Genomic DNA, 16,718 nt, shown 5'->3' on the forward strand with positions numbered 1-16,718 from the left:
ATCCTGCGCGCACGACGCTGAAGGGTTGGCGTTTATGCGGGGTGTCGGATCGGTTGGTGGTCGGTTCCGCGCATCCGCACGGCGACGATAATTCCGGAGGCAGCAGTGAGGGCGCCGACGACGGCGACCGTGACAGGGATGCCGTAGGCATCCGCGAGGATTCCGGCGAGCAGCGCGCCGACGGCGAAGCCGCCGTCACGCCAGAGGCGGTAGATTCCGACGGACCTGGCCCGCCAGACGGGGTGGGCGACGTCGCCGATGGCCGCGAGCAGGGTCGGGTAGACCATGGCGGTGCCAGCCCCGAGGAGGATGGCGGCGGTCAGCCAGATCCCGAAGTCCTGGCCGAGGGCGACCATCCCTAGGGCGGCGGCCTGGATGAGCATGCCGCCGACGATTAGTGGCTTGCGGCCGATCCGGTCCGAGAGCGCACCGGTGACTAGCTGCCCGGCGCCCCACACCGCGGGGTAGACCGCAGCGAGGATGCCGATCCTCTCGATGTTCAGCCCTGCGGCGGCGAACAGGATGGGGAACAGGCCCCAGGCCAGCCCATCGTTGAGGTTGTTGACCAGGCCGGCTTGGCTTACGGAGGAGAGGGATTTGTCACGGAAGCTGGTCAGGGTAAAAATTTCCCGATTGCTCAGTTGCGCGTGGGCGTTGGCGTGTGCGGAGGCGTGGCTGGCGGCTTCGAGCTCGGCATGGTGGCGGGTTTCCTTGACGGCGAGCCCGGAGAGACCCAGGCCGAGGGCGATGTACGCGGCGCCGAGTAAGAACGGTCCAGGCCGCAGGCCGTAGGTTGCGGCGATGTAGCCGGTGGCCAGGGCTGTGGCGGCGACGCCGAGGTAGCCTGCCGCTTCGTTCAGTCCCATGGCTAGGCCGCGGCGGGAAGGGCCTACGAGGTCCATTTTCATGATCACGGCGGTCGACCAGGTCAGGCCTTGGCTGATGCCCAAGACGATGTTGGCGGCGACGATCCATCCCCAAGAGGGGCCGAAGATCAGCATCAGCGGGATCGGCAGGGCGATGAGCCAGCCAGCGACTAGTACGGGTTTGCGTCCGTACCGGTCCGAGAGGGTCCCGGCGAAGTAGTTCGTGGCGGCTTTTGCCAACCCGAACGCCAAGATGTAGGTCAGCGCGGACGTGTAGAGATCTAGGTGGAAGACCTTCTGGGCCAGCAGCGGCAGCACGGTGCGTTCCTGGCCCAAGGTCCCGCCGACCAGCGCATTGACTGCAACGAGGAGAATGAACTGGGCGAGGTTCTGGCGCAGCCCGAGCGTTATTCCCAGCTTGGACTCTTCTCGGCCCGTCCGGTGGGTTGATCTGGCGTTCATCGGCTTGTCTCCAGAGATTTGCTGGTGGTGCTGATCCGTTCACCGGTGCGGGGGTCGAAGCCAACTTTGGCGGACTCCCAGACCATGCTGACCCCGAGGAGACAGGTCGGGTTGCCCTGTACCGCGCCGGTGGCTGGAGTCAGATCAAGTTTGACCACAGACGGATACTCCTTCGGGGTGGACCGCCGGACAGCGGTACGCTGATATTCTAGATAAATATGGAATATCTATTCCAGTATTACATGGAACTGTGGAGGATGTGGTGGGTGATCGGGCCAAGAAAGCTGCACTCTTCGATCAGTTCGCGCGAGTAGGCAAGGCGATGGGTAACGGCAAACGCCTCGAGCTGATCGACCTCCTCTCCCAAGGGGAGCGCAGTGTCGAAAACCTCGCTGCCGCCGCAGGTCTGGGCCTGAGCACTGCTTCAGCCCACCTGCAGGCACTGAAGCAGGCGGGCCTAGTGATTACCCGCAAGGAGGGCACCCGGATCTACTACGACCTAGCGGGGGATGACATCCTCCGCCTGTATGACTTGGTCCGCACAGTGGCAAGGGAACGGGTGGTCGAAATGGAAGAGCGGGGCAATGACTACCTCAGTGCCGGACGCGCCGCGGAAGCGGATCTGGATGAGGTGGCTCGCGAAATGACCCGCGAAGAACTTCTGGCCCGTGCCGCCGCCGGCACCGTGACAGTGCTGGATGTCCGTCCCCCGGAAGAGTACCGCGCGGCGCACATTCCCGGCGCTGTCTCGATCCCGTTGGAACAGCTTGCCGAGCGGATCAGCGAGTTGCCCCCCGGGCGTGAAATTGTCGCCTACTGCCGCGGCGCGTACTGCGTGCTCGCCTATGAGGCCGTGGACCTGCTGCGCAGGGGCGGCCGCCCGGCGCGCCGGATGGCCGAGGGCATGCTCGAATGGCGCCTGGCGGAACTGCCGACCGATAAGAGCCTGGCCGCGGTCAAGCACTGATCAGCTCTCTTTGTCAGCGCCTTTAATGACGCGAACCATGGAAGCCCTCGCTGAGTCGATCACGGCGTCGCCGGATTGCGCAGTCGTGATCGACTCCTGAACTTACGCCGCGCCTAGTGTGTAAAAGATTCTTGACATTCTGTGGCAGCACCGTCTACTCTCTATGTAAATAATTCTTTACATAGGAGGTTGTTGTGGTCTACGAAGAGCGCAACGTGTGGTCGGGCCTAATCGTGACGCTGATCGCGATGACGGTGTACGTCAGTGTGGTGCTACAACAGGCAGCAGGGGGCCCGCTCGATGAAGTGGTGTGGTGGCCCATCATGGTCTGGACAATCGGCATCAGCATTGTGGCCACAATCGTGGTGAGCGTTCTGTGGGGGATCATTGCCGGACTAGGCGACGCCGACGGGGTGGGCAAATCTGATCAGCGCGATCGCGATATATCCCGAATGAGCGATCGGGTTGGCCAAGCCTTTCTCGTGATCGGCGGGCTCGGTGTGCTTGTGCTCTGCGCGTTTGAAGCCGACTGGTTTTGGATCGCCAACACCATGTTCTTTGCCTTCGCGACATCCGCCTTCATCGGGGGCATCGCCTCAGTGATTGCCTACCGTCGGGGGCTCGTCTGATGGTTAAACCCACTCGAGTTACTAACAACATCCGCGCGCTCCGTGACGAGGCGGGGCTGACCCAGGCTGAGCTTGCCCTCCACATCGGAGTGACCCGCCAAACACTTATCGCCATCGAGCAGGGCAAATACTCGCCAACGCTCGAGCTGGCGTTTCAGATCTCTCGCGTCTTCGGCACAGGCCTTGACGCCGTTTTCCACTACCCCGAGGAGCAGAAATGACCGCGGATGCTGCCGCCAACCTGAGCGGCCAAGAAAAGACACCAGCGGTGCCGACCACGATGCGCGCCTGGAGTCAGAGCAGCTATGGCGGGCCCGAAGCGGTGCAGTCGGGTGAGCTGCCGGTTCCGACACCGGGATCGGGGGAGGTGCTGTTGCAGGTTCGAGCGACCGCGCTGAATTCTGCAGATGTGCGAGTGATGCGCGGCGAACCATTGCTCCTTCGGGCGGCGTTCGGGGTGCGGCGCCCACGGCAGTCGGTGCGGGGGCACGATGTCGCCGCAACAATTATTCGTCTGGGCGCTGGTGTAACCGAGTTCCGTGTCGGCGATGAAGTAGTCGGCGAGATCAACGGCGGCGGTCTCGCCGAGTACGCGACCGCGCCAACGTCGCGGCTTGTTCACCGTCTTGCCCCACTCGACCCCGCGATTGCCGCAGCGCTACCCATGGCCGGTGGCACCGCGTGGCAGGCCCTTGATCTCGCCGCAGTGGCGGAGGGTCAGCGGGTGCTCGTGATTGGTGCATCCGGCGGCGTTGGCACGATGGCGGTGCAACTCGCCACCCTGCGTGGTGCCGAAGTATGGGCTCTCTGCGGTCAGCGAAGCCGCGCCCTCGTCGAGAGCATTGGAGCCCAGCGCACCTATGACTACCGCCAAGTGCAGCCTGGCGATCCCGAGCTTTCAGTGGAGGAAACCGGGGGTGGATTCGACTCAGTGATCGATATTGCGGGCACGGCGCCACTGCGGCAACTGCGAGCTCTTGTGCGCTCGGGGGGATCGGTGGTGCTGGTATCGGGCGAAGGGAACCGTGTGCTGGGGCCAATCGGGCGACTGCTGGCGGCATCCGTGCTGTCGATCGGGTCGAAGCGGCGGTTCCGTGCACTTGCGGCGGTAGCCAAGCCGCCGATTCTGAATCAGCTGGTTGCGCTTGCCGCCGACGGCACACTCGTGCCCGTGATTGAACGTACCTGGTCGCTTGCCCAAGCGGATGCCGCGCTCACGCACGTTGACGCCGGTCGCACCCTCGGCAAAGTGATCGTAACCGCTGCGAGAGCCAGCCAATCTGCCCATCCTCCCCATTAGAATAGGCGTGGGCAACGTGGGTTGTTGCCTCCGATGCTCGCCCGGTTGCTCCGCCGCCGGAGCCGTCCTGAACAACCGATCACTGCCGTGGAGGCCCGATGCTCGCTCTCCTCGCAGCATTTGGTGCCGGGGCGGTCCTCATGCCGACCCTCACGCGATGGCTCGGTCGCCAGGTGTTCTTCGTCGCAGCGCTCGTGCCGCTCGCAGCCTTCATTGCAGCGCTCCTAGACGGGCCACGCGTTGTTGCCGGCGCAACGATCGCGCAAAACGTTGACTGGATCCCCGAACTCGGCCTCTCGATCTCGGTGCGGATGGATACGCTCTCGTGGCTGCTCACCCTCGTCGTAACCGGAGTCGGCGCCCTCGTGCTCATCTACTGCGCGCGGTACTTCGAAAACGACGAAGTCGCCCTCGGCCGATTTGCGGGCTTGCTGCTCGCGTTCGCCGGTGCGATGTACGGTCTGGTGCTTGCCGACGACGTGTACCTGCTTTTCGTCTTCTGGGAGGCGACGAGCGTGCTCTCCTACCTGCTGATCGGCCACTACACCGGCAAGAAAGCCAGTAGGGGGGCGGCCCTGCAGGCACTGCTGGTCACCACCCTCGGTGGGCTCGTCATGCTCGTTGGTCTCGTGCTGCTCTCGGTCGAGACTGGCACGTCCAGCCTTTCCGGGATCATCGCTGAGCGCCCGTCAGACACCATCGCCATTGTCGCGATCATGCTTGTGCTCGTGGGCGCAGCATCCAAATCGGCCATAGTGCCGTTCCAGTTCTGGCTGCCGGCAGCGATGGCCGCACCGACCCCCGTGAGCGCCTACCTGCACGCTGCGGCCATGGTCAAGGCGGGTATCTACCTGGTCGCGCGGTTCGCCCCAGGATTCGCAGACACACCCGGGTGGCGCGAAGTCGTCGTCGTGCTCGGCCTGACGACAATGCTGCTTGGTGGGTGGAATGCGCTCAAGCAGAACGACCTCAAACTCGTCCTCGCCTGGAGCACCGTTAGCCAGCTAGGGTTCCTTTTCGTCATCGTCGGGTACGGAACACAGGATGCCGCTCTCGCCGGCATCGCCCTTCTCCTCGCCCATGCGCTTTACAAATCCACCCTGTTCCTCGTCATTGGGATCATCGACCACCGCACCGGAACCCGCGACCTGCGCAAGCTCTCTGGCCTCGGTCGGCGTGCCCCCGTTCTCGCCGTCGTAAGCGCACTCGCACTCGCATCAATGATCGGGCTTCCGCCGACGATCGGTTACGTCGCGAAAGAGGCCGCATTCACGGCTCTCCTCACCGATGCCGAGAGCGGTGCCGCCCTCGGGTGGATAGCGCTCATTGGTGTCGTGCTCGCGTCGGTGCTGACCGTGGCGTATTGCGCCCGGTTTATGTGGGGCGCCTTCGCCACCAAACCAGGTATCGAGCGAATCGGACCAGTCCAAGAGCGGCCGCTGTTCTGGGGTGCACCCGTCATACTCGCGCTGACTGGGCTCGTGCTGGGGCTCGCGGCACCCGTCGTCGACCACTTCATCGCGGGCTACCCTGCGCTGTTCGCCACCGATCCGGCAGCGGGAGGTGCCGAGACCTATCATCTCGCTCTCTGGCACGGGTTTGAGCCGGCTCTCGCCTTCTCGGCATTCACCCTAGTTGCCGGTGCAGTGCTGTTCTTCGCCCGCCGCCGAGTCGCTCACCTGCAGCAGCGTGTCGCAATCGGGTACTCGGCAGCCGACGGCTACGGCGCCGTTATGCGCCGGATCGATCGCACGGCGGCGCGCACGACAGCGCTCACTCAGCGAGGATCCTTGCCGTTCTACCTGGGCGTCATCCTGACCGTATTTGTGCTCGCCGTTGGCGCTTCGCTCGTCTTCAACCGCACGTGGACCGGCTCCTTTCGACTCTGGGATTACCCCGTGCAGGCCATCATCGGTCTCATCATGGTGATCGCAGCAATTGCCGTGACGCGAGCGACGAAACGGTTCCAGGCGGCGGTGCTTGTCGGAGTGACCGGGATGGGGATGTCAGCGCTCTTCGCCCTGCAGGGTGCCCCCGACCTCGCGCTCACCCAGGTGCTCGTTGAAATCGTCACCCTCATCGCTTTCGTCCTCGTTCTACGGCGACTGCCGGCCAGACTCGGCACAGCTCACGGTTCTGTGAAACGCGTGCTCCGGGTAGCGATCGGTATCGCCGTCGGAACGATTATGGCCGTCGTCGCGTTCGTCGCCACCGGGGCGCGAACGCAGCTTCCCATTTCGATCGAATGGCCGGCACTTGCGTTTGACCAGGGCCACGGCCGCAACGTTGTCAACGTCGCACTCGTCGACATCCGTGGGTGGGACACGATGGGAGAGCTTTCCGTCATCATCGCCGCCGCGACGGGTGTGGCGAGCCTCGTATTTATCAGCGGTCGAGGGGTCGACAATCTCCCGAAAGTCGGCCGACGTGACGCTCAGCTAGCTGGCCGCGCCACACTGCGAAACGCGAGCGATCCGAGCAACGATGACCGCGGGTCGTGGTTGCTTGCCGGCCAGGCGCTTGCCGAGCGCAACCACTCCATTCTCCTTGAGGTGGTCGTGCGACTGCTCTTCCACCCCATCATCGTTCTCTCTCTATATCTGCTGCTTGCTGGTCACAACGCGCCCGGGGGCGGGTTCGCCGGCGGGATCGTCGCGGGAATGGCGCTCGTGGCGCGATTCCTCGCCGGGGGGAGACACGAACTGGGTGCGGCGGCACCGGTGGATGCTGGCAAGGTTCTTGGTGCCGGACTGGTTCTCGCCGTCGGAACAGCGATAGCCCCACTGTTCTTCGGTCGTGACGCGCTCGCCTCGACTCTGTTCGAGGGTGAATTCGGCATCTTCGGCCACATTGAGTTCGTGACATCCACCATCTTCGACATCGGTGTGTACCTTGTCGTCATCGGGCTCGTGCTCGACGTGCTGCGCAGCCTCGGGGCAGAAGTTGACCGGCAGTATGAAGAAGATGATGTGGGCACCACCACGAAGCCAAACGTCGATGCAGAGGGGGCGCCCTCGTGACTATCGCACTGATTCCGATCATCGTCATGGCCGTGCTTTACGCCTGCGGCATCTCTCTCATGCTCGAGCGCAGCGTAACGAGGGTGCTGCTCGGCTTCCTGCTCGTCGGCAATGCCACCAACCTGCTTCTGCTCATCATGGCGGGCAAGGCCGGAACCGCACCGATCGTTGCCGGAGGTGTTCCCGCCGAAGACATGACTGACCCCCTGCCTCAGGCCCTGATCCTCACCGCCATCGTCATCACCTTCGGTGTGTCGGCGTTTCTGCTGGCGCTCATTTACCGGGCCTGGCGACTCGCGCAGGGCGACACCCTCCAAGATGACGAGGACGATATTGCGCTTCGCAGCAGCCTCGGCGTGCCGGGTGAGAATCCGGTAGACGCCAGCTCAGATAGTGACTTCGTCGATGGCGATGGCGATGGCGATGGCGATGGCGATGGCGATGGCGCAGAGCTGCGCGAGCTCGAAGAAGCGGACGAACAGGCAGCAGCCGACGAGACAGAACAATCGACGATCAGCACAGACCGGGGTGACGCATGAACATACTCGTTCCCCTCGTCGTCTTGATCCCGCTCGTGGGTGCCGCGCTGACTCTAATCCTCGGCAAGCGACCCAAGGCACAGCGTGTCATCGCTATTGGCGCCCTCATCGTTGTTCTTGCTATAGGCGCGGTACTCATCTCGGTCGTGGATGCCGAAAGTTCGCTCGCGATGGAGGTCGGGGGCTGGGCTGCCCCCTTCGGCATCGTGCTCGTCGTTGACCGACTTTCGGCGCTCATGGTCGTCGTCTCGGCGATCGTGCTCCTCGCCGTGCTCGTATTCTCTCTCGGTCAGGGTCTCGCCGATCCAGACAATGAGACTCCCGTGTCGATCTACTATCCGACCTACCTGATTCTTGCGACCGGAGTCTTCAACGCGTTCATCGCGGGAGATCTTTTCAACCTGTACGTCGGCTTCGAGATCCTCCTGGTAGCCAGCTATGTGCTCATCACTCTCGGAGGCACGCAGGAGCGCATCCGCGCAGGAACCACTTATGTCGTGGTCAGCCTCGTGTCGTCGCTCTTCTTCCTCGCCGCCATCGCGATGATTTACGGTGCGGTAGGCACCGTCAATATCGCGCAGATCTCACTGCGCATGGAGCTGATCCCGCTCGACGTGCAGATCGTGCTGCACGTGATGCTCCTGATCGCTTTTGGTATCAAAGCGGCCATCTTCCCGCTGTCATTCTGGCTACCTGACTCTTACCCGACGGCACCGGCACCGGTCACCGCTGTGTTCGCGGGGCTCCTGACGAAGGTCGGCGTGTATGCGATCATCCGCACCGAGACGATCATCTTCCCCGGCCCAGAACTCAACACCGCGCTCATGGTGGTCGCGCTCCTCACCATGGTCATTGGCGTGCTCGGCGCGGTCGCGCAGGCAGACATCAAACGGCTGCTCTCGTTCACCCTCGTCAGCCACATCGGGTACATGATCCTCGGGATATCGCTGGGCACTGCGGCGGGTACAGCGGCGGCGATCTACTACATCGTGCACCACATCATCGTGCAGACGACCCTGTTCCTCGGTGCTGGACTCATTGAACGCATCGGTGGCACCACCTCCATCACGAAGTTGGGTGGTCTGCTGAAGGCCGCGCCGCTAGTGGCTGTGCTGTTCCTCCTTCCTGCGCTCAACCTCGGGGGCATCCCGCCCTTCTCCGGATTCATTGGCAAGCTCGGGCTCTTCGAGGCGACTGCACAGCAGGGCACGCCTCTCGGTTATGTGCTCATTGGGGCAGGGGCGCTAGTCTCCCTCCTCACGCTTTATGCCCTCGCGCGTGTGTGGAACATGGCCTTTTGGAGGCCAGCGAAAGACGTTCAGGGATACGAATCACCGCTGCTCGAGAACGTCTCCGAAGCACCGGGTTTCACAAGGGTGCGCGCCGCCAGACGAGCGCCAAATCTAATGGTGGTGGCGACCGGGATCATGGTGCTGGTCAGCCTCGCACTCACCGTTTTCGCAGGCCCGCTATACGGCTATAGCGACCGTGCGGGCCAGAACCTGCAAGGACCGCGCACGTATGTCGGCATCGTATTCCCCGGTGGTGTCGATGACTGATTCTGCCCCCACCAACCCCGGTAACCGTCCCGACGGCAGTGACACGCGCGGAATCGAGCCACCCGAGACGAGCGATCCGCTGACCCGGCGCGAGCTTCGCTGGCGTATCTGGCAGCAGCTCCCGCTTATCTTCCTCCTTGTTGCGTTATGGATGCTGCTGTGGGGGACCGTCAGCGTACTCAGCGTCACGAGCGGGGTGGCAATCGCACTCGCGGTAACGAGCGCCCTCTATCTGCCGCCCGTGCAACTCTCCGGTCGCTTCAACCCGTTCTGGTTCACTGTCTACCTGATCCGGTTCTTGGGCGCACTTGTGGCCGGTTCCGTGAACGTCGCGTGGCAGGCCTTCTCCCCGAAGGGGGTTAAGGGCAACTCGATCATTGCGGTGCAACTGGTGACACGCTCCGACATCATCATGGCCCTTACGGCGATCTCGGTCACGCTTATCCCTGGTTCGTTAGTTCTCGAGGTGGATCGTCAGAATTCCGTCCTGTACTTGCATGCCCTCAACACCACGGATGAGGTGGCGGTGAACGCACTGCGACGCTCCGTGCACTCGTTCGAGCGTTCCCTCGTGCGGGCGCTCGGATCCCCGGAGGATGTCGCCAATTGCAGGATGCTCGCCTCGCGGTATGACGAGCGCGCGCCGAGCTCCCGCATGTCGAACGAGCGAGAGGACCGACCGCGATGATCCCGGTACTTCATGTGGCCGCTGTGGCGCTATTGGCCGTTGGCGCCCTGCTCACCCTCTACCGTCTGCTTCGGGGGCCGACCATCCTCGACCGCATGATCGCGTCTGATGTTCTGTTGACGACCCTCATGCTAGCGGTCGGCACCGACATGGTGATCAACGGACACACGCGCACCATCCCGCTCATGCTCGCACTCGCCGCGACCGCAATTTTCGCCACGATCGCGGTCTCCCGCTATGTCTCGAAGCAGGATGCCAGCGATCCACCGGTACAGAATGCTGCGAATGCGATCGGGACCACCCCGTCTGCGGCTCCACAGGGGGAGGCACCCGTTGACGACTGACACCATCCCCGACCTCATCGCCGCAGTCTTGCTCGTGCTTGGCGGCATCCTGACCCTCGCTGCCGGTGTCGGGCTCGTGCGGTTCCCTGATGCCCCGAGCCGGCTGCACGCCTCAACCAAACCGCAGGTGCTCGGCCTCGTTCTTGTGCTCATCGCGCTCGCGCTGTCAGCGCGCAGCTGGTCGATGATGCTGGTGCTGATCCCCGTTTTCGTCTTCCAGATGCTCACAGCGCCCATCTCGGCACATATCGTTGCGCGAGCTGCCTACCGCATGGGCAACTTCAGGAAGGACCTGATCTACGAGGACGACCTCGACGACGCGATCGAGCACGCGAACGAAGAAAGGGCATCAAGCGAGAAGGAGCCGACACGGCCGCCACAACCGCCACAACCGCCACAACCGCCACAACCGCCACAGCCTGCCTCCTAGGATTCGTGAGGTACGGCCTCGTGGTGGCGCATCCCGTGGGTGCGGCGCGCTTCTTTCATTTCGGCTTCGAAGATGTGTTTCTTGCCGTCGACTAGTTCTTCGCGGGCCTTCTTTTCCTCATCAACAAACGTGGAGTAGTAGTTGGTGTCGTAGTCCTCAACAATTTGGAATGTCCACCGCCCCTCGATCACGTTGCGGCCGACCATCACCTTTTCGAGCCGATCAGCAATTTCGGTGTGACCGGCATCGCGCATGAGGTCAACAGCTTCGCCGAGAGCGAGGTCAGCTTTTCCTGAGAGCCGGTGAAACGAGTACAGCAGTCCGCGTGCGTTCTCAACGACCTCGAGCGCTTCGGACAGCTTGCCGAGAGCCTCAATGGTGGTGTCAGACGTTTCGTCGGGTCGGCGGTGGGCGTCGTCGACGGATGGTGTGGCAGTCATGGCGATGTCCTTGTCAGTTAGGGGGCGACCCGTTTGTGCATTCTCCCAAAAATTTCTTTCATTGGGCAGCAAGTTTGGGCGTCTTCTCAGCCCAGACCCCCACGCTGCTCGGTACGATGAGGGTTCACCCATTTCGGAGGCGTCGACTAGCCAAGTGCACACCCTGACTGATTCGTTGTTCTGCAACGAATCCAGCCACAGCCCGATCACAACCGTCTGGCCTGCTCTCTGCAGGTCGACCGCACTACGAGTGTGGTGATCGGTCGATGATCACCGCGCTTCTGCTGCTCCTGATGGGCTTAGCGCTCACGGCGGTCATTATCGCCACGAATGGCTATTTCGTCGCCCAGGAATTCGCGTATATGTCTGTCGATCGCGCCAAGCTGCGCGCTCGCGCGGAGACGGGTGATGTGGCGGCGTCGCGAGCGCTCGCGGTTACCCGCCGCACGTCGTTCATGCTGTCGGGGGCGCAATTGGGCATCACCGTCACCGGCCTGCTTGTGGGTTATGTGGCGGAGCCGTTTATCGGCGAATCTATCGGTGTTCTGCTCGGCGGCGCAGGGGTGCCTGCTGCGATTGGCATCACGATCGGCACAGTTGGCGCTCTTCTTTTGGCGACTGTTGTCCAGATGATTTTTGGCGAGCTGTACCCGAAGAATCTCGCACTCGCGAGCCCTGAGCCGTTATCGCGTCGGCTCGCCCGCTCGACGCTGGTCTATCTCACCGTCTTCGGCTGGCTCATCCGATTCTTCGATGCTTCGTCGAATGCTGTGCTTCGGCTTCTGCAGGTGAAGCCCGTTCATGACGTCGATTCGAGCGCGACGTCGGAGGATCTCGAGCACATCATTGAGGACTCGCGCGTCAGCGGGGATCTGCCCGAGGAGCTGTCGGTGCTCCTCGATCGCATCCTCGATTTCCCGGAACGTGATGTGGAGCATGCCATGATCCCGCGTGTGCGGGTGGACGTTGTGAGGCCCCACACCACGGTTGGTGAGGTGCGGGCTCTCATGGCGCGCGCCCACACCCGTTATCCGGTGATCAGCGAGAGTGATGAGCTCGAGGGTGTTGTGCACCTGGCCGACGTTCTTATGAGTGCAGCGGATGACGGGCGACCGGTGAGCGCGATCATGCGCGAGCCGCTGGTCGTGCCCACTCTCATGCGCCTTACAGATGCGTTGGAGAATCTGATGCACACCCGCAATGAACTCGCTTGCGTGATTGATGAGTATGGCGGTTTCGCGGGAGTTGTCACGGTGGAGGACCTTGCCGAAGAGCTCGTGGGCGAAATTGCCGATGAGCATGATCCGCACGATGTTGCGGGCGCCGAGATGGATGCGGATGGTGTGTGGGTCATTGATGGTGACGTTCACATTGATGAGGTGGAGCGGGTTGCGGGCCGCGACCTTCCTCGTGGTGACTACGAGACGATTGCTGGTCTGGTGATTGCCACTGCTGGGCGTCTCCCCGGGGTCGGCGAAATTGTTCTCGTGGAGTTGCCGGTGGTGGGCTCGGATGTTGTCGAAGTGGTGCAGTTGGCACGCGCCCTTGAGATTGAGATTGTGGAGATCGAGCGCCATGTGCCGCGCACTGTGCGGGTGACGCTGCGAGCGGATCCGGTTGATGAACCGGCGCACGAACCGGTCGAGCCGGCTGCGGCATTCACTGCGGATGGTGAGGTGGGTCGATGAGTGTCGGGATTGTCATTCTGGTGACGGTGGCTCTTATCGGGCTGAGTGCGTTTTTTGTTGTGATCGAGTTTTCTCTGTTGGGGGCGCGGCGTCACCGTATTGAGGCGGCGGCGCCCGAGAGTGCGTCGGCGCGTGCTGCGCTGCGGGGGATGAACGAGTTGACGATTATGTTGGCGGGTGCGCAGTTGGGGATCACGGCGTGCACGTTTGCGCTCGGCGCGGTCACTAAGCCATTTGTCGATGGTTGGCTTGGTCCCGTCTTTGCTTCGTGGGGTGCCCCGGAGTGGCTTGCGGGTGGCGCAGCGTTTGCTCTGTCGTTGCTGGTGGTGACGTTCCTGCATCTGGTGATTGGTGAGATGGCCCCGAAATCGTGGGCGATCGCGCATCCGGAGCTTGCGGCCACAATTGTTGGTATTCCAGCGCGTGCGTTTATTTGGCCTTTTCGGCCTTTCTTGAGGTGGATCAACAGCGTCGCGAATGCCCTTGTTCGCCGCAGCGGGGTGGAGCCGGTGGAGAAGGCTGCGGTGGGGGGCCGGGATGCCGAGACTATCCGTCACTTGGTGGAGTACTCCACGCAGGCTGGCGTTTTTGAGCCAGCGCTGCGCACACAGATCGCTGAGGTGATCGCTCTGCAGAAGCTCACCGCTGGCGGCATTATGGCGACGGGTGTCGTGCCGACGTCAGTGTCGGTAGGGGCGACTGTTGCCGATGTGCGCGCTGTTGCCCAACGGTCTGGTCATTTGCGAATTCTGCTGATGGATGCTGCCGGAACGGTGTCGTCGGTGGTTCACGTGCGCGATACCCTGCTGGCTGCGGATGATGCGCCCGCCGTGTCATTCGCTCGTGCGGCGTTTAGTGTTGCCGAGTCGGCGCCCGTCTATGAGGTTTTGCGTCAGATGCGTGAGCAGCGGGTGCAGCTCGCGATCGTTGAGCACAACGATGCTCTGGTTGGCGTTCTCACGCTGACTGATGTGGTGAAGCGGGTTTTGCCCGGGCGTTCGGTGGCGGCTTAGGCATAGTGGTTGCACCGGGGCTTCGATGGGTATGGAATGTTCACGCGTGAACTCCTTCAATGAAAGCAGGCAAATCATGTTCTCTCCGACACGTGCACTATCTGGTTTTAGTGTGGACGATCTTGATGCAGCGAAGACTTTTTACGGCGAGACTCTGGGCTTGACCGTGGTCGATGGCGAGATGGGAACACTGATGATCACCGTGCCTGGTGGTGCAGAGTTGATCGTCTACCCGAAGGCGGATCACCAGCCAGCTAGCTATACGATGCTGAACTTTGTGGTCGATGACGTTGAGGCTGCCGTCGACCAGTTGAACAAACTCGGGGTGCGCACGAAGATCTATGACGACTCCGGGCAGGAAGGTGACTTGAACACTGACGAGAATGGGATCATGCGTGGGCACGGGCCGGAGATCGCCTGGTTCCTGGATCCGGCCGGAAACGTGCTGTCTGTGATGGGGGCTTAGCCTTCGCGCCTTCGGGCAGCGTGACGAGGTTCTCGCCGGTGCTTAACGGGGTGATGGTGGATCGCCAAAGTTGCGCTTGAAGGTAAGCGTGGGGAAACGTTCTCGCCGTCACTGTCATCAGACGAACTCGCGTTCTACGACGCTGTAGCCCAAAACGAATCTGCCGTTGAACTGCAGGGTGACGGCAAACTCGCGGACATTGCCCGCGGCCTTGTCGAAGTGATGCGTCGTGATGTGCGAACCGACTGGACCGTGCGCGACGATGTACGCGCCAAACTGCGCTCCTCCATCAAACGGTTGCTCGTGCTCAACGGGTATCCGCCCGATAAGCAGCCCGAAGCGATCAAGTTGGTTATGGAACAGATGGAGTCGATGGCGCCGCGGTATGCCGTGGAGCGTGAGGTGGGGGCGTGATCTAGTCGTCGTGTTCAAGCGAAGCGGCTTTGGACGAGTAACCCTCAACAGGTCAAGATGCTTCGATAACTTGACAGTCCCACACGATATGCTGAGGAACATAGTGACAAGGGGCCACAATGTCAGATATGGATAAGCGCTTCGAACTTACGGTTTCGCTCAGTTTTGCGGATAACCCTAACCTGCGCGTTCTTCAGGTTGCACACCAGCTTGAGGAAAGCCTGCAACAGGTTCTCAAGGAGTATGGCGCCATTACTGCGTACTTCGTCGCTCCGCAAGAAGCGGAAGCCGAGATCGAAGTGGGTTTGCGTTTCGAAGGAATCTACGCAAAGTACATTCGCGAGATGGCCGATGAGGTGCTCAAGAAGAGTATGGACAGGATCGCGAGCAGCTCGGGTTCAGTGTTCGAAGCAACCCGCGAGGAATCTACCCTCATCCCAGCATGACCGCCAGACGCGCAGGCGAGACTACAGCGATGAGAGTTGCAGAGTCTGTGGTGTGGCTTTGGCGAGCGTGTAAGGGCTGGGCATCGCAAACAACCGCAACGCTCGCTACCGTTGTCGCGCTCATCTGGGGCGGCTTTGGGGCTAGGCAATGGACCGAAGGTATATGGGTTTTTTGTACAGCCGTTACTTTGGGTTTCCTAGCGCTGGTGTTTCAGATCGCGCTGCAGCGCCCCACCTATATGGAACTGTCCCGTCGAGAGGAAAGGGCGGGACAGGAATCGGCCGATAAGTCAGAAGCTATCGAAAGATCCCTCACGGTGTTGATCCGTTATTTGGCTGATTACTGCTCACTGGCGACCAACAGCGACCGAGTCTCTGTTTATTATCACCAAGACAAGCAATTTGTCATGCTTGCGCGCTGGTCGCAGAACCCGAATTTCAACTCCGCTGGCCGTGGTACCTATCCTGTTGGGCAGGGAGCGATCGGCGACGCGTGGGATGCTAGATCCGCCGTAGTTGAGCTTCCGGGATCGAGGAGCCATTGGAACCAACGCCTCGAGAAGTACCACGGGTTTCCTCACGGAACAGCCGCGACTCTCACGATGCACAGTCAAAGTATCGCGGCGCAACGAATCGCCACCAACGGAGACGCTGCGGGAGTTATCGTTTTCGAATCGACGATCAAGCAGCGCGCTAGTCAAGACACATTGGATGCGCTCGACGATTCGAAACTTTACGCAGCACTGTGCGAACTCGTGGCAACGGTTGCCATGCTGACGCCGCGGGTGCAAGAAGCAGCCAGAGAAATCGCTCAATCAGCGCCCAGGCCAAACCTGTGGCGGGAAGTTAAGGAATCCAGGGGCGAATAGTGTCCGGAGTAACTGTCGCGAACGCAATTAGGTGATGGGAGACGAATCGTAATGTGCCGAACGACTTACGAAGCGATCGCGAGGTTATCGGTCTTTTTCTAGCTGCCGACCCAGATTCTTTCGAGGTTGTGACTACGATTGCGGCCTGGTCAGGGTCATACACGGGGTCTCGTTTCGCTGCGATGCACAAGCGCTGCCGAGGAGCGTTGACCCATGACGGTTCTTACCCCCGCACTGCTTGACCGCAAACTTGTCATGGAACAAATGGAAACGAGGGCGCCGAGACATGCAGTTGAGCGCGAGTCCACCATTTCGTCTAGTGGGGCTTGATGGAAAAATCAAGTGGGGCTAGAGTAAGCTGATGCCGAAGCCGCAGAAGTACCGAGATGTCATCAAGGTAGCGAAGGCAAACGGCTGGGTCTTCCTTCGGGACGCGAAAGGCAGCCACGAACTGTGGGGACTGCCCGACGGGTCAGTAAGAGAATCGATACCGCGCCACGGGGAAGTGAGCGCGGGAGTCGTTGGGCAACTGATGAAGAAGCTGCCGGAGACCCCGCAAAACTGGCGATAGGGGAACA

19 protein-coding genes and 1 pseudogene are annotated in these 16,718 nt (G+C 61.7%); 17 read left to right on the forward strand and 3 right to left on the reverse strand.

The genetic code is table 11. From position 1 onward, the window contains the following. Window positions 1–32: 32 nt before the first annotated feature. Entirely contained in the window at window positions 33–1,328 is a 1,296-nt protein-coding gene (locus tag AADH44_RS00725; RefSeq protein ID WP_341953469.1) for an MFS transporter, read from the reverse strand. Beyond that, window positions 1,325–1,486, reverse strand: coding sequence for a hypothetical protein (locus AADH44_RS00730; RefSeq protein ID WP_341953470.1), 162 nt, complete (start codon window positions 1,484–1,486; stop codon window positions 1,325–1,327). Before AADH44_RS00730 ends, AADH44_RS00725 begins: the two co-directional genes overlap by 4 nt. Window positions 1,487–1,578: 92 nt before the next feature. Here AADH44_RS00730 and AADH44_RS00735 point away from each other — a divergent pair, with 92 nt between their 5' ends. From AADH44_RS00735 to mnhG, 10 genes are all read left to right on the forward strand, one after another. Further along, on the forward strand, window positions 1,579–2,295 hold the full coding sequence (locus tag AADH44_RS00735) for a metalloregulator ArsR/SmtB family transcription factor (RefSeq protein WP_341953471.1): 717 nt from the start codon (window positions 1,579–1,581) through the stop codon (window positions 2,293–2,295). Window positions 2,296–2,489: 194 nt separating this feature from the next. Then, on the forward strand, window positions 2,490–2,924 hold the full coding sequence (locus tag AADH44_RS00740; RefSeq protein WP_341953472.1) for a hypothetical protein: 435 nt from the start codon (window positions 2,490–2,492) through the stop codon (window positions 2,922–2,924). Next, window positions 2,924–3,145: a helix-turn-helix transcriptional regulator gene (locus AADH44_RS00745; protein WP_341953474.1), complete on the forward strand. Its 222-nt coding sequence runs from the start codon at window positions 2,924–2,926 to the stop codon at window positions 3,143–3,145. The genes AADH44_RS00740 and AADH44_RS00745 overlap by 1 nt, the downstream gene beginning before the upstream one ends. Then, entirely contained in the window at window positions 3,142–4,224 is a 1,083-nt protein-coding gene (locus AADH44_RS00750) for an NAD(P)-dependent alcohol dehydrogenase (RefSeq protein ID WP_341953476.1), read from the forward strand. Before AADH44_RS00745 ends, AADH44_RS00750 begins: the two co-directional genes overlap by 4 nt. Window positions 4,225–4,322: 98 nt before the next feature. Beyond that, window positions 4,323–7,244, forward strand: coding sequence for a Na+/H+ antiporter subunit A (locus AADH44_RS00755; protein ID WP_341953478.1), 2,922 nt, complete (start codon window positions 4,323–4,325; stop codon window positions 7,242–7,244). Next, a complete protein-coding gene (locus AADH44_RS00760) occupies window positions 7,241–7,783 on the forward strand; it encodes a Na(+)/H(+) antiporter subunit C (RefSeq protein WP_341953479.1) in 543 nt (180 codons plus the stop codon). The genes AADH44_RS00755 and AADH44_RS00760 overlap by 4 nt, the downstream gene beginning before the upstream one ends. Next, a complete protein-coding gene (locus AADH44_RS00765; RefSeq protein WP_341953480.1) occupies window positions 7,780–9,342 on the forward strand; it encodes a Na+/H+ antiporter subunit D in 1,563 nt (520 codons plus the stop codon). The genes AADH44_RS00760 and AADH44_RS00765 overlap by 4 nt, the downstream gene beginning before the upstream one ends. Then, entirely contained in the window at window positions 9,335–10,030 is a 696-nt protein-coding gene (locus tag AADH44_RS00770) for a Na+/H+ antiporter subunit E (protein ID WP_341953481.1), read from the forward strand. The genes AADH44_RS00765 and AADH44_RS00770 overlap by 8 nt, the downstream gene beginning before the upstream one ends. Then, window positions 10,027–10,374: a monovalent cation/H+ antiporter complex subunit F gene (locus tag AADH44_RS00775; RefSeq protein ID WP_341953482.1), complete on the forward strand. Its 348-nt coding sequence runs from the start codon at window positions 10,027–10,029 to the stop codon at window positions 10,372–10,374. Before AADH44_RS00770 ends, AADH44_RS00775 begins: the two co-directional genes overlap by 4 nt. After that, complete coding sequence (gene mnhG / locus AADH44_RS00780; RefSeq protein WP_341953484.1) at window positions 10,364–10,804, forward strand: monovalent cation/H(+) antiporter subunit G; 441 nt, start codon at window positions 10,364–10,366, stop codon at window positions 10,802–10,804. The genes AADH44_RS00775 and mnhG overlap by 11 nt, the downstream gene beginning before the upstream one ends. Here the strand turns inward: mnhG and AADH44_RS00785 are convergent. Further along, window positions 10,801–11,244: a hypothetical protein gene (locus AADH44_RS00785; protein WP_341953485.1), complete on the reverse strand. Its 444-nt coding sequence runs from the start codon at window positions 11,242–11,244 to the stop codon at window positions 10,801–10,803. The two genes, mnhG and AADH44_RS00785, sit on opposite strands and share 4 nt — an antisense overlap. A 266-nt stretch (window positions 11,245–11,510) precedes the next feature. Between AADH44_RS00785 and AADH44_RS00790 the strand changes: the two genes are divergently transcribed. The 7 genes and pseudogenes from AADH44_RS00790 to AADH44_RS00820 all read left to right on the forward strand — a co-directional run bounded on the left by AADH44_RS00790 (window position 11,511) and on the right by AADH44_RS00820 (window position 16,711). Beyond that, the gene (locus tag AADH44_RS00790; protein ID WP_341953486.1) at window positions 11,511–12,932 is read left to right on the forward strand and encodes a hemolysin family protein; all 1,422 of its coding nucleotides are present in this window, start codon (window positions 11,511–11,513) and stop codon (window positions 12,930–12,932) included. Next, a complete protein-coding gene (locus tag AADH44_RS00795) occupies window positions 12,929–13,945 on the forward strand; it encodes a hemolysin family protein (protein ID WP_341953487.1) in 1,017 nt (338 codons plus the stop codon). The genes AADH44_RS00790 and AADH44_RS00795 overlap by 4 nt, the downstream gene beginning before the upstream one ends. 76 nt (window positions 13,946–14,021) lie before the next feature. Further along, entirely contained in the window at window positions 14,022–14,411 is a 390-nt protein-coding gene (locus tag AADH44_RS00800; RefSeq protein WP_341953488.1) for a VOC family protein, read from the forward strand. A 66-nt stretch (window positions 14,412–14,477) separates the two neighbouring features. Further along, window positions 14,478–14,825: pseudogene (locus tag AADH44_RS00805) on the forward strand (type I restriction enzyme endonuclease domain-containing protein); the annotation flags it as partial. Window positions 14,826–14,944: 119 nt separating this feature from the next. Further along, a complete protein-coding gene (locus tag AADH44_RS00810; RefSeq protein WP_341953489.1) occupies window positions 14,945–15,271 on the forward strand; it encodes a hypothetical protein in 327 nt (108 codons plus the stop codon). Between the two features lie 29 nt (window positions 15,272–15,300). Continuing rightward, window positions 15,301–16,140, forward strand: a complete 840-nt coding sequence (locus tag AADH44_RS00815; protein WP_341953490.1) for a hypothetical protein — start codon at window positions 15,301–15,303, stop codon at window positions 16,138–16,140. Between the two features lie 361 nt (window positions 16,141–16,501). Further along, window positions 16,502–16,711 carry a type II toxin-antitoxin system HicA family toxin gene (locus AADH44_RS00820; protein ID WP_341953491.1) on the forward strand — a complete coding sequence of 70 codons (210 nt, stop codon included), beginning with the start codon at window positions 16,502–16,504 and terminating at the stop codon, window positions 16,709–16,711. Window positions 16,712–16,718: the final 7 nt, after the last annotated feature.

Source organism: Salinibacterium sp. TMP30 (genome assembly GCF_038397785.1).
Classification (GTDB): Bacteria; Actinomycetota; Actinomycetes; order Actinomycetales; family Microbacteriaceae; genus Rhodoglobus.

Bases quoted from the DNA above. Each gene is read 5' to 3' on its own strand.
- AADH44_RS00725 (WP_341953469.1), bottom strand. From the start codon at position 1,328: ATGAACGCCAGATCAACCCACCGGACGGGCCGAGAAGAGTCCAAGCTG.
- AADH44_RS00745 (WP_341953474.1), top strand. From the start codon at position 2,924: ATGGTTAAACCCACTCGAGTTACTAACAACATCCGCGCGCTCCGTGAC.
- AADH44_RS00750 (WP_341953476.1), top strand. From the start codon at position 3,142: ATGACCGCGGATGCTGCCGCCAACCTGAGCGGCCAAGAAAAGACACCA.
- AADH44_RS00755 (WP_341953478.1), top strand. From the start codon at position 4,323: ATGCTCGCTCTCCTCGCAGCATTTGGTGCCGGGGCGGTCCTCATGCCG.
- AADH44_RS00765 (WP_341953480.1), top strand. From the start codon at position 7,780: ATGAACATACTCGTTCCCCTCGTCGTCTTGATCCCGCTCGTGGGTGCC.
- AADH44_RS00770 (WP_341953481.1), top strand. From the start codon at position 9,335: ATGACTGATTCTGCCCCCACCAACCCCGGTAACCGTCCCGACGGCAGT.
- AADH44_RS00775 (WP_341953482.1), top strand. From the start codon at position 10,027: ATGATCCCGGTACTTCATGTGGCCGCTGTGGCGCTATTGGCCGTTGGC.
- AADH44_RS00785 (WP_341953485.1), bottom strand. From the start codon at position 11,244: ATGACTGCCACACCATCCGTCGACGACGCCCACCGCCGACCCGACGAA.
- AADH44_RS00790 (WP_341953486.1), top strand. From the start codon at position 11,511: ATGATCACCGCGCTTCTGCTGCTCCTGATGGGCTTAGCGCTCACGGCG.
- AADH44_RS00795 (WP_341953487.1), top strand. From the start codon at position 12,929: ATGAGTGTCGGGATTGTCATTCTGGTGACGGTGGCTCTTATCGGGCTG.
- AADH44_RS00800 (WP_341953488.1), top strand. From the start codon at position 14,022: ATGTTCTCTCCGACACGTGCACTATCTGGTTTTAGTGTGGACGATCTT.
- AADH44_RS00810 (WP_341953489.1), top strand. From the start codon at position 14,945: ATGTCAGATATGGATAAGCGCTTCGAACTTACGGTTTCGCTCAGTTTT.
- AADH44_RS00815 (WP_341953490.1), top strand. From the start codon at position 15,301: ATGAGAGTTGCAGAGTCTGTGGTGTGGCTTTGGCGAGCGTGTAAGGGC.
- AADH44_RS00820 (WP_341953491.1), top strand. From the start codon at position 16,502: ATGCCGAAGCCGCAGAAGTACCGAGATGTCATCAAGGTAGCGAAGGCA.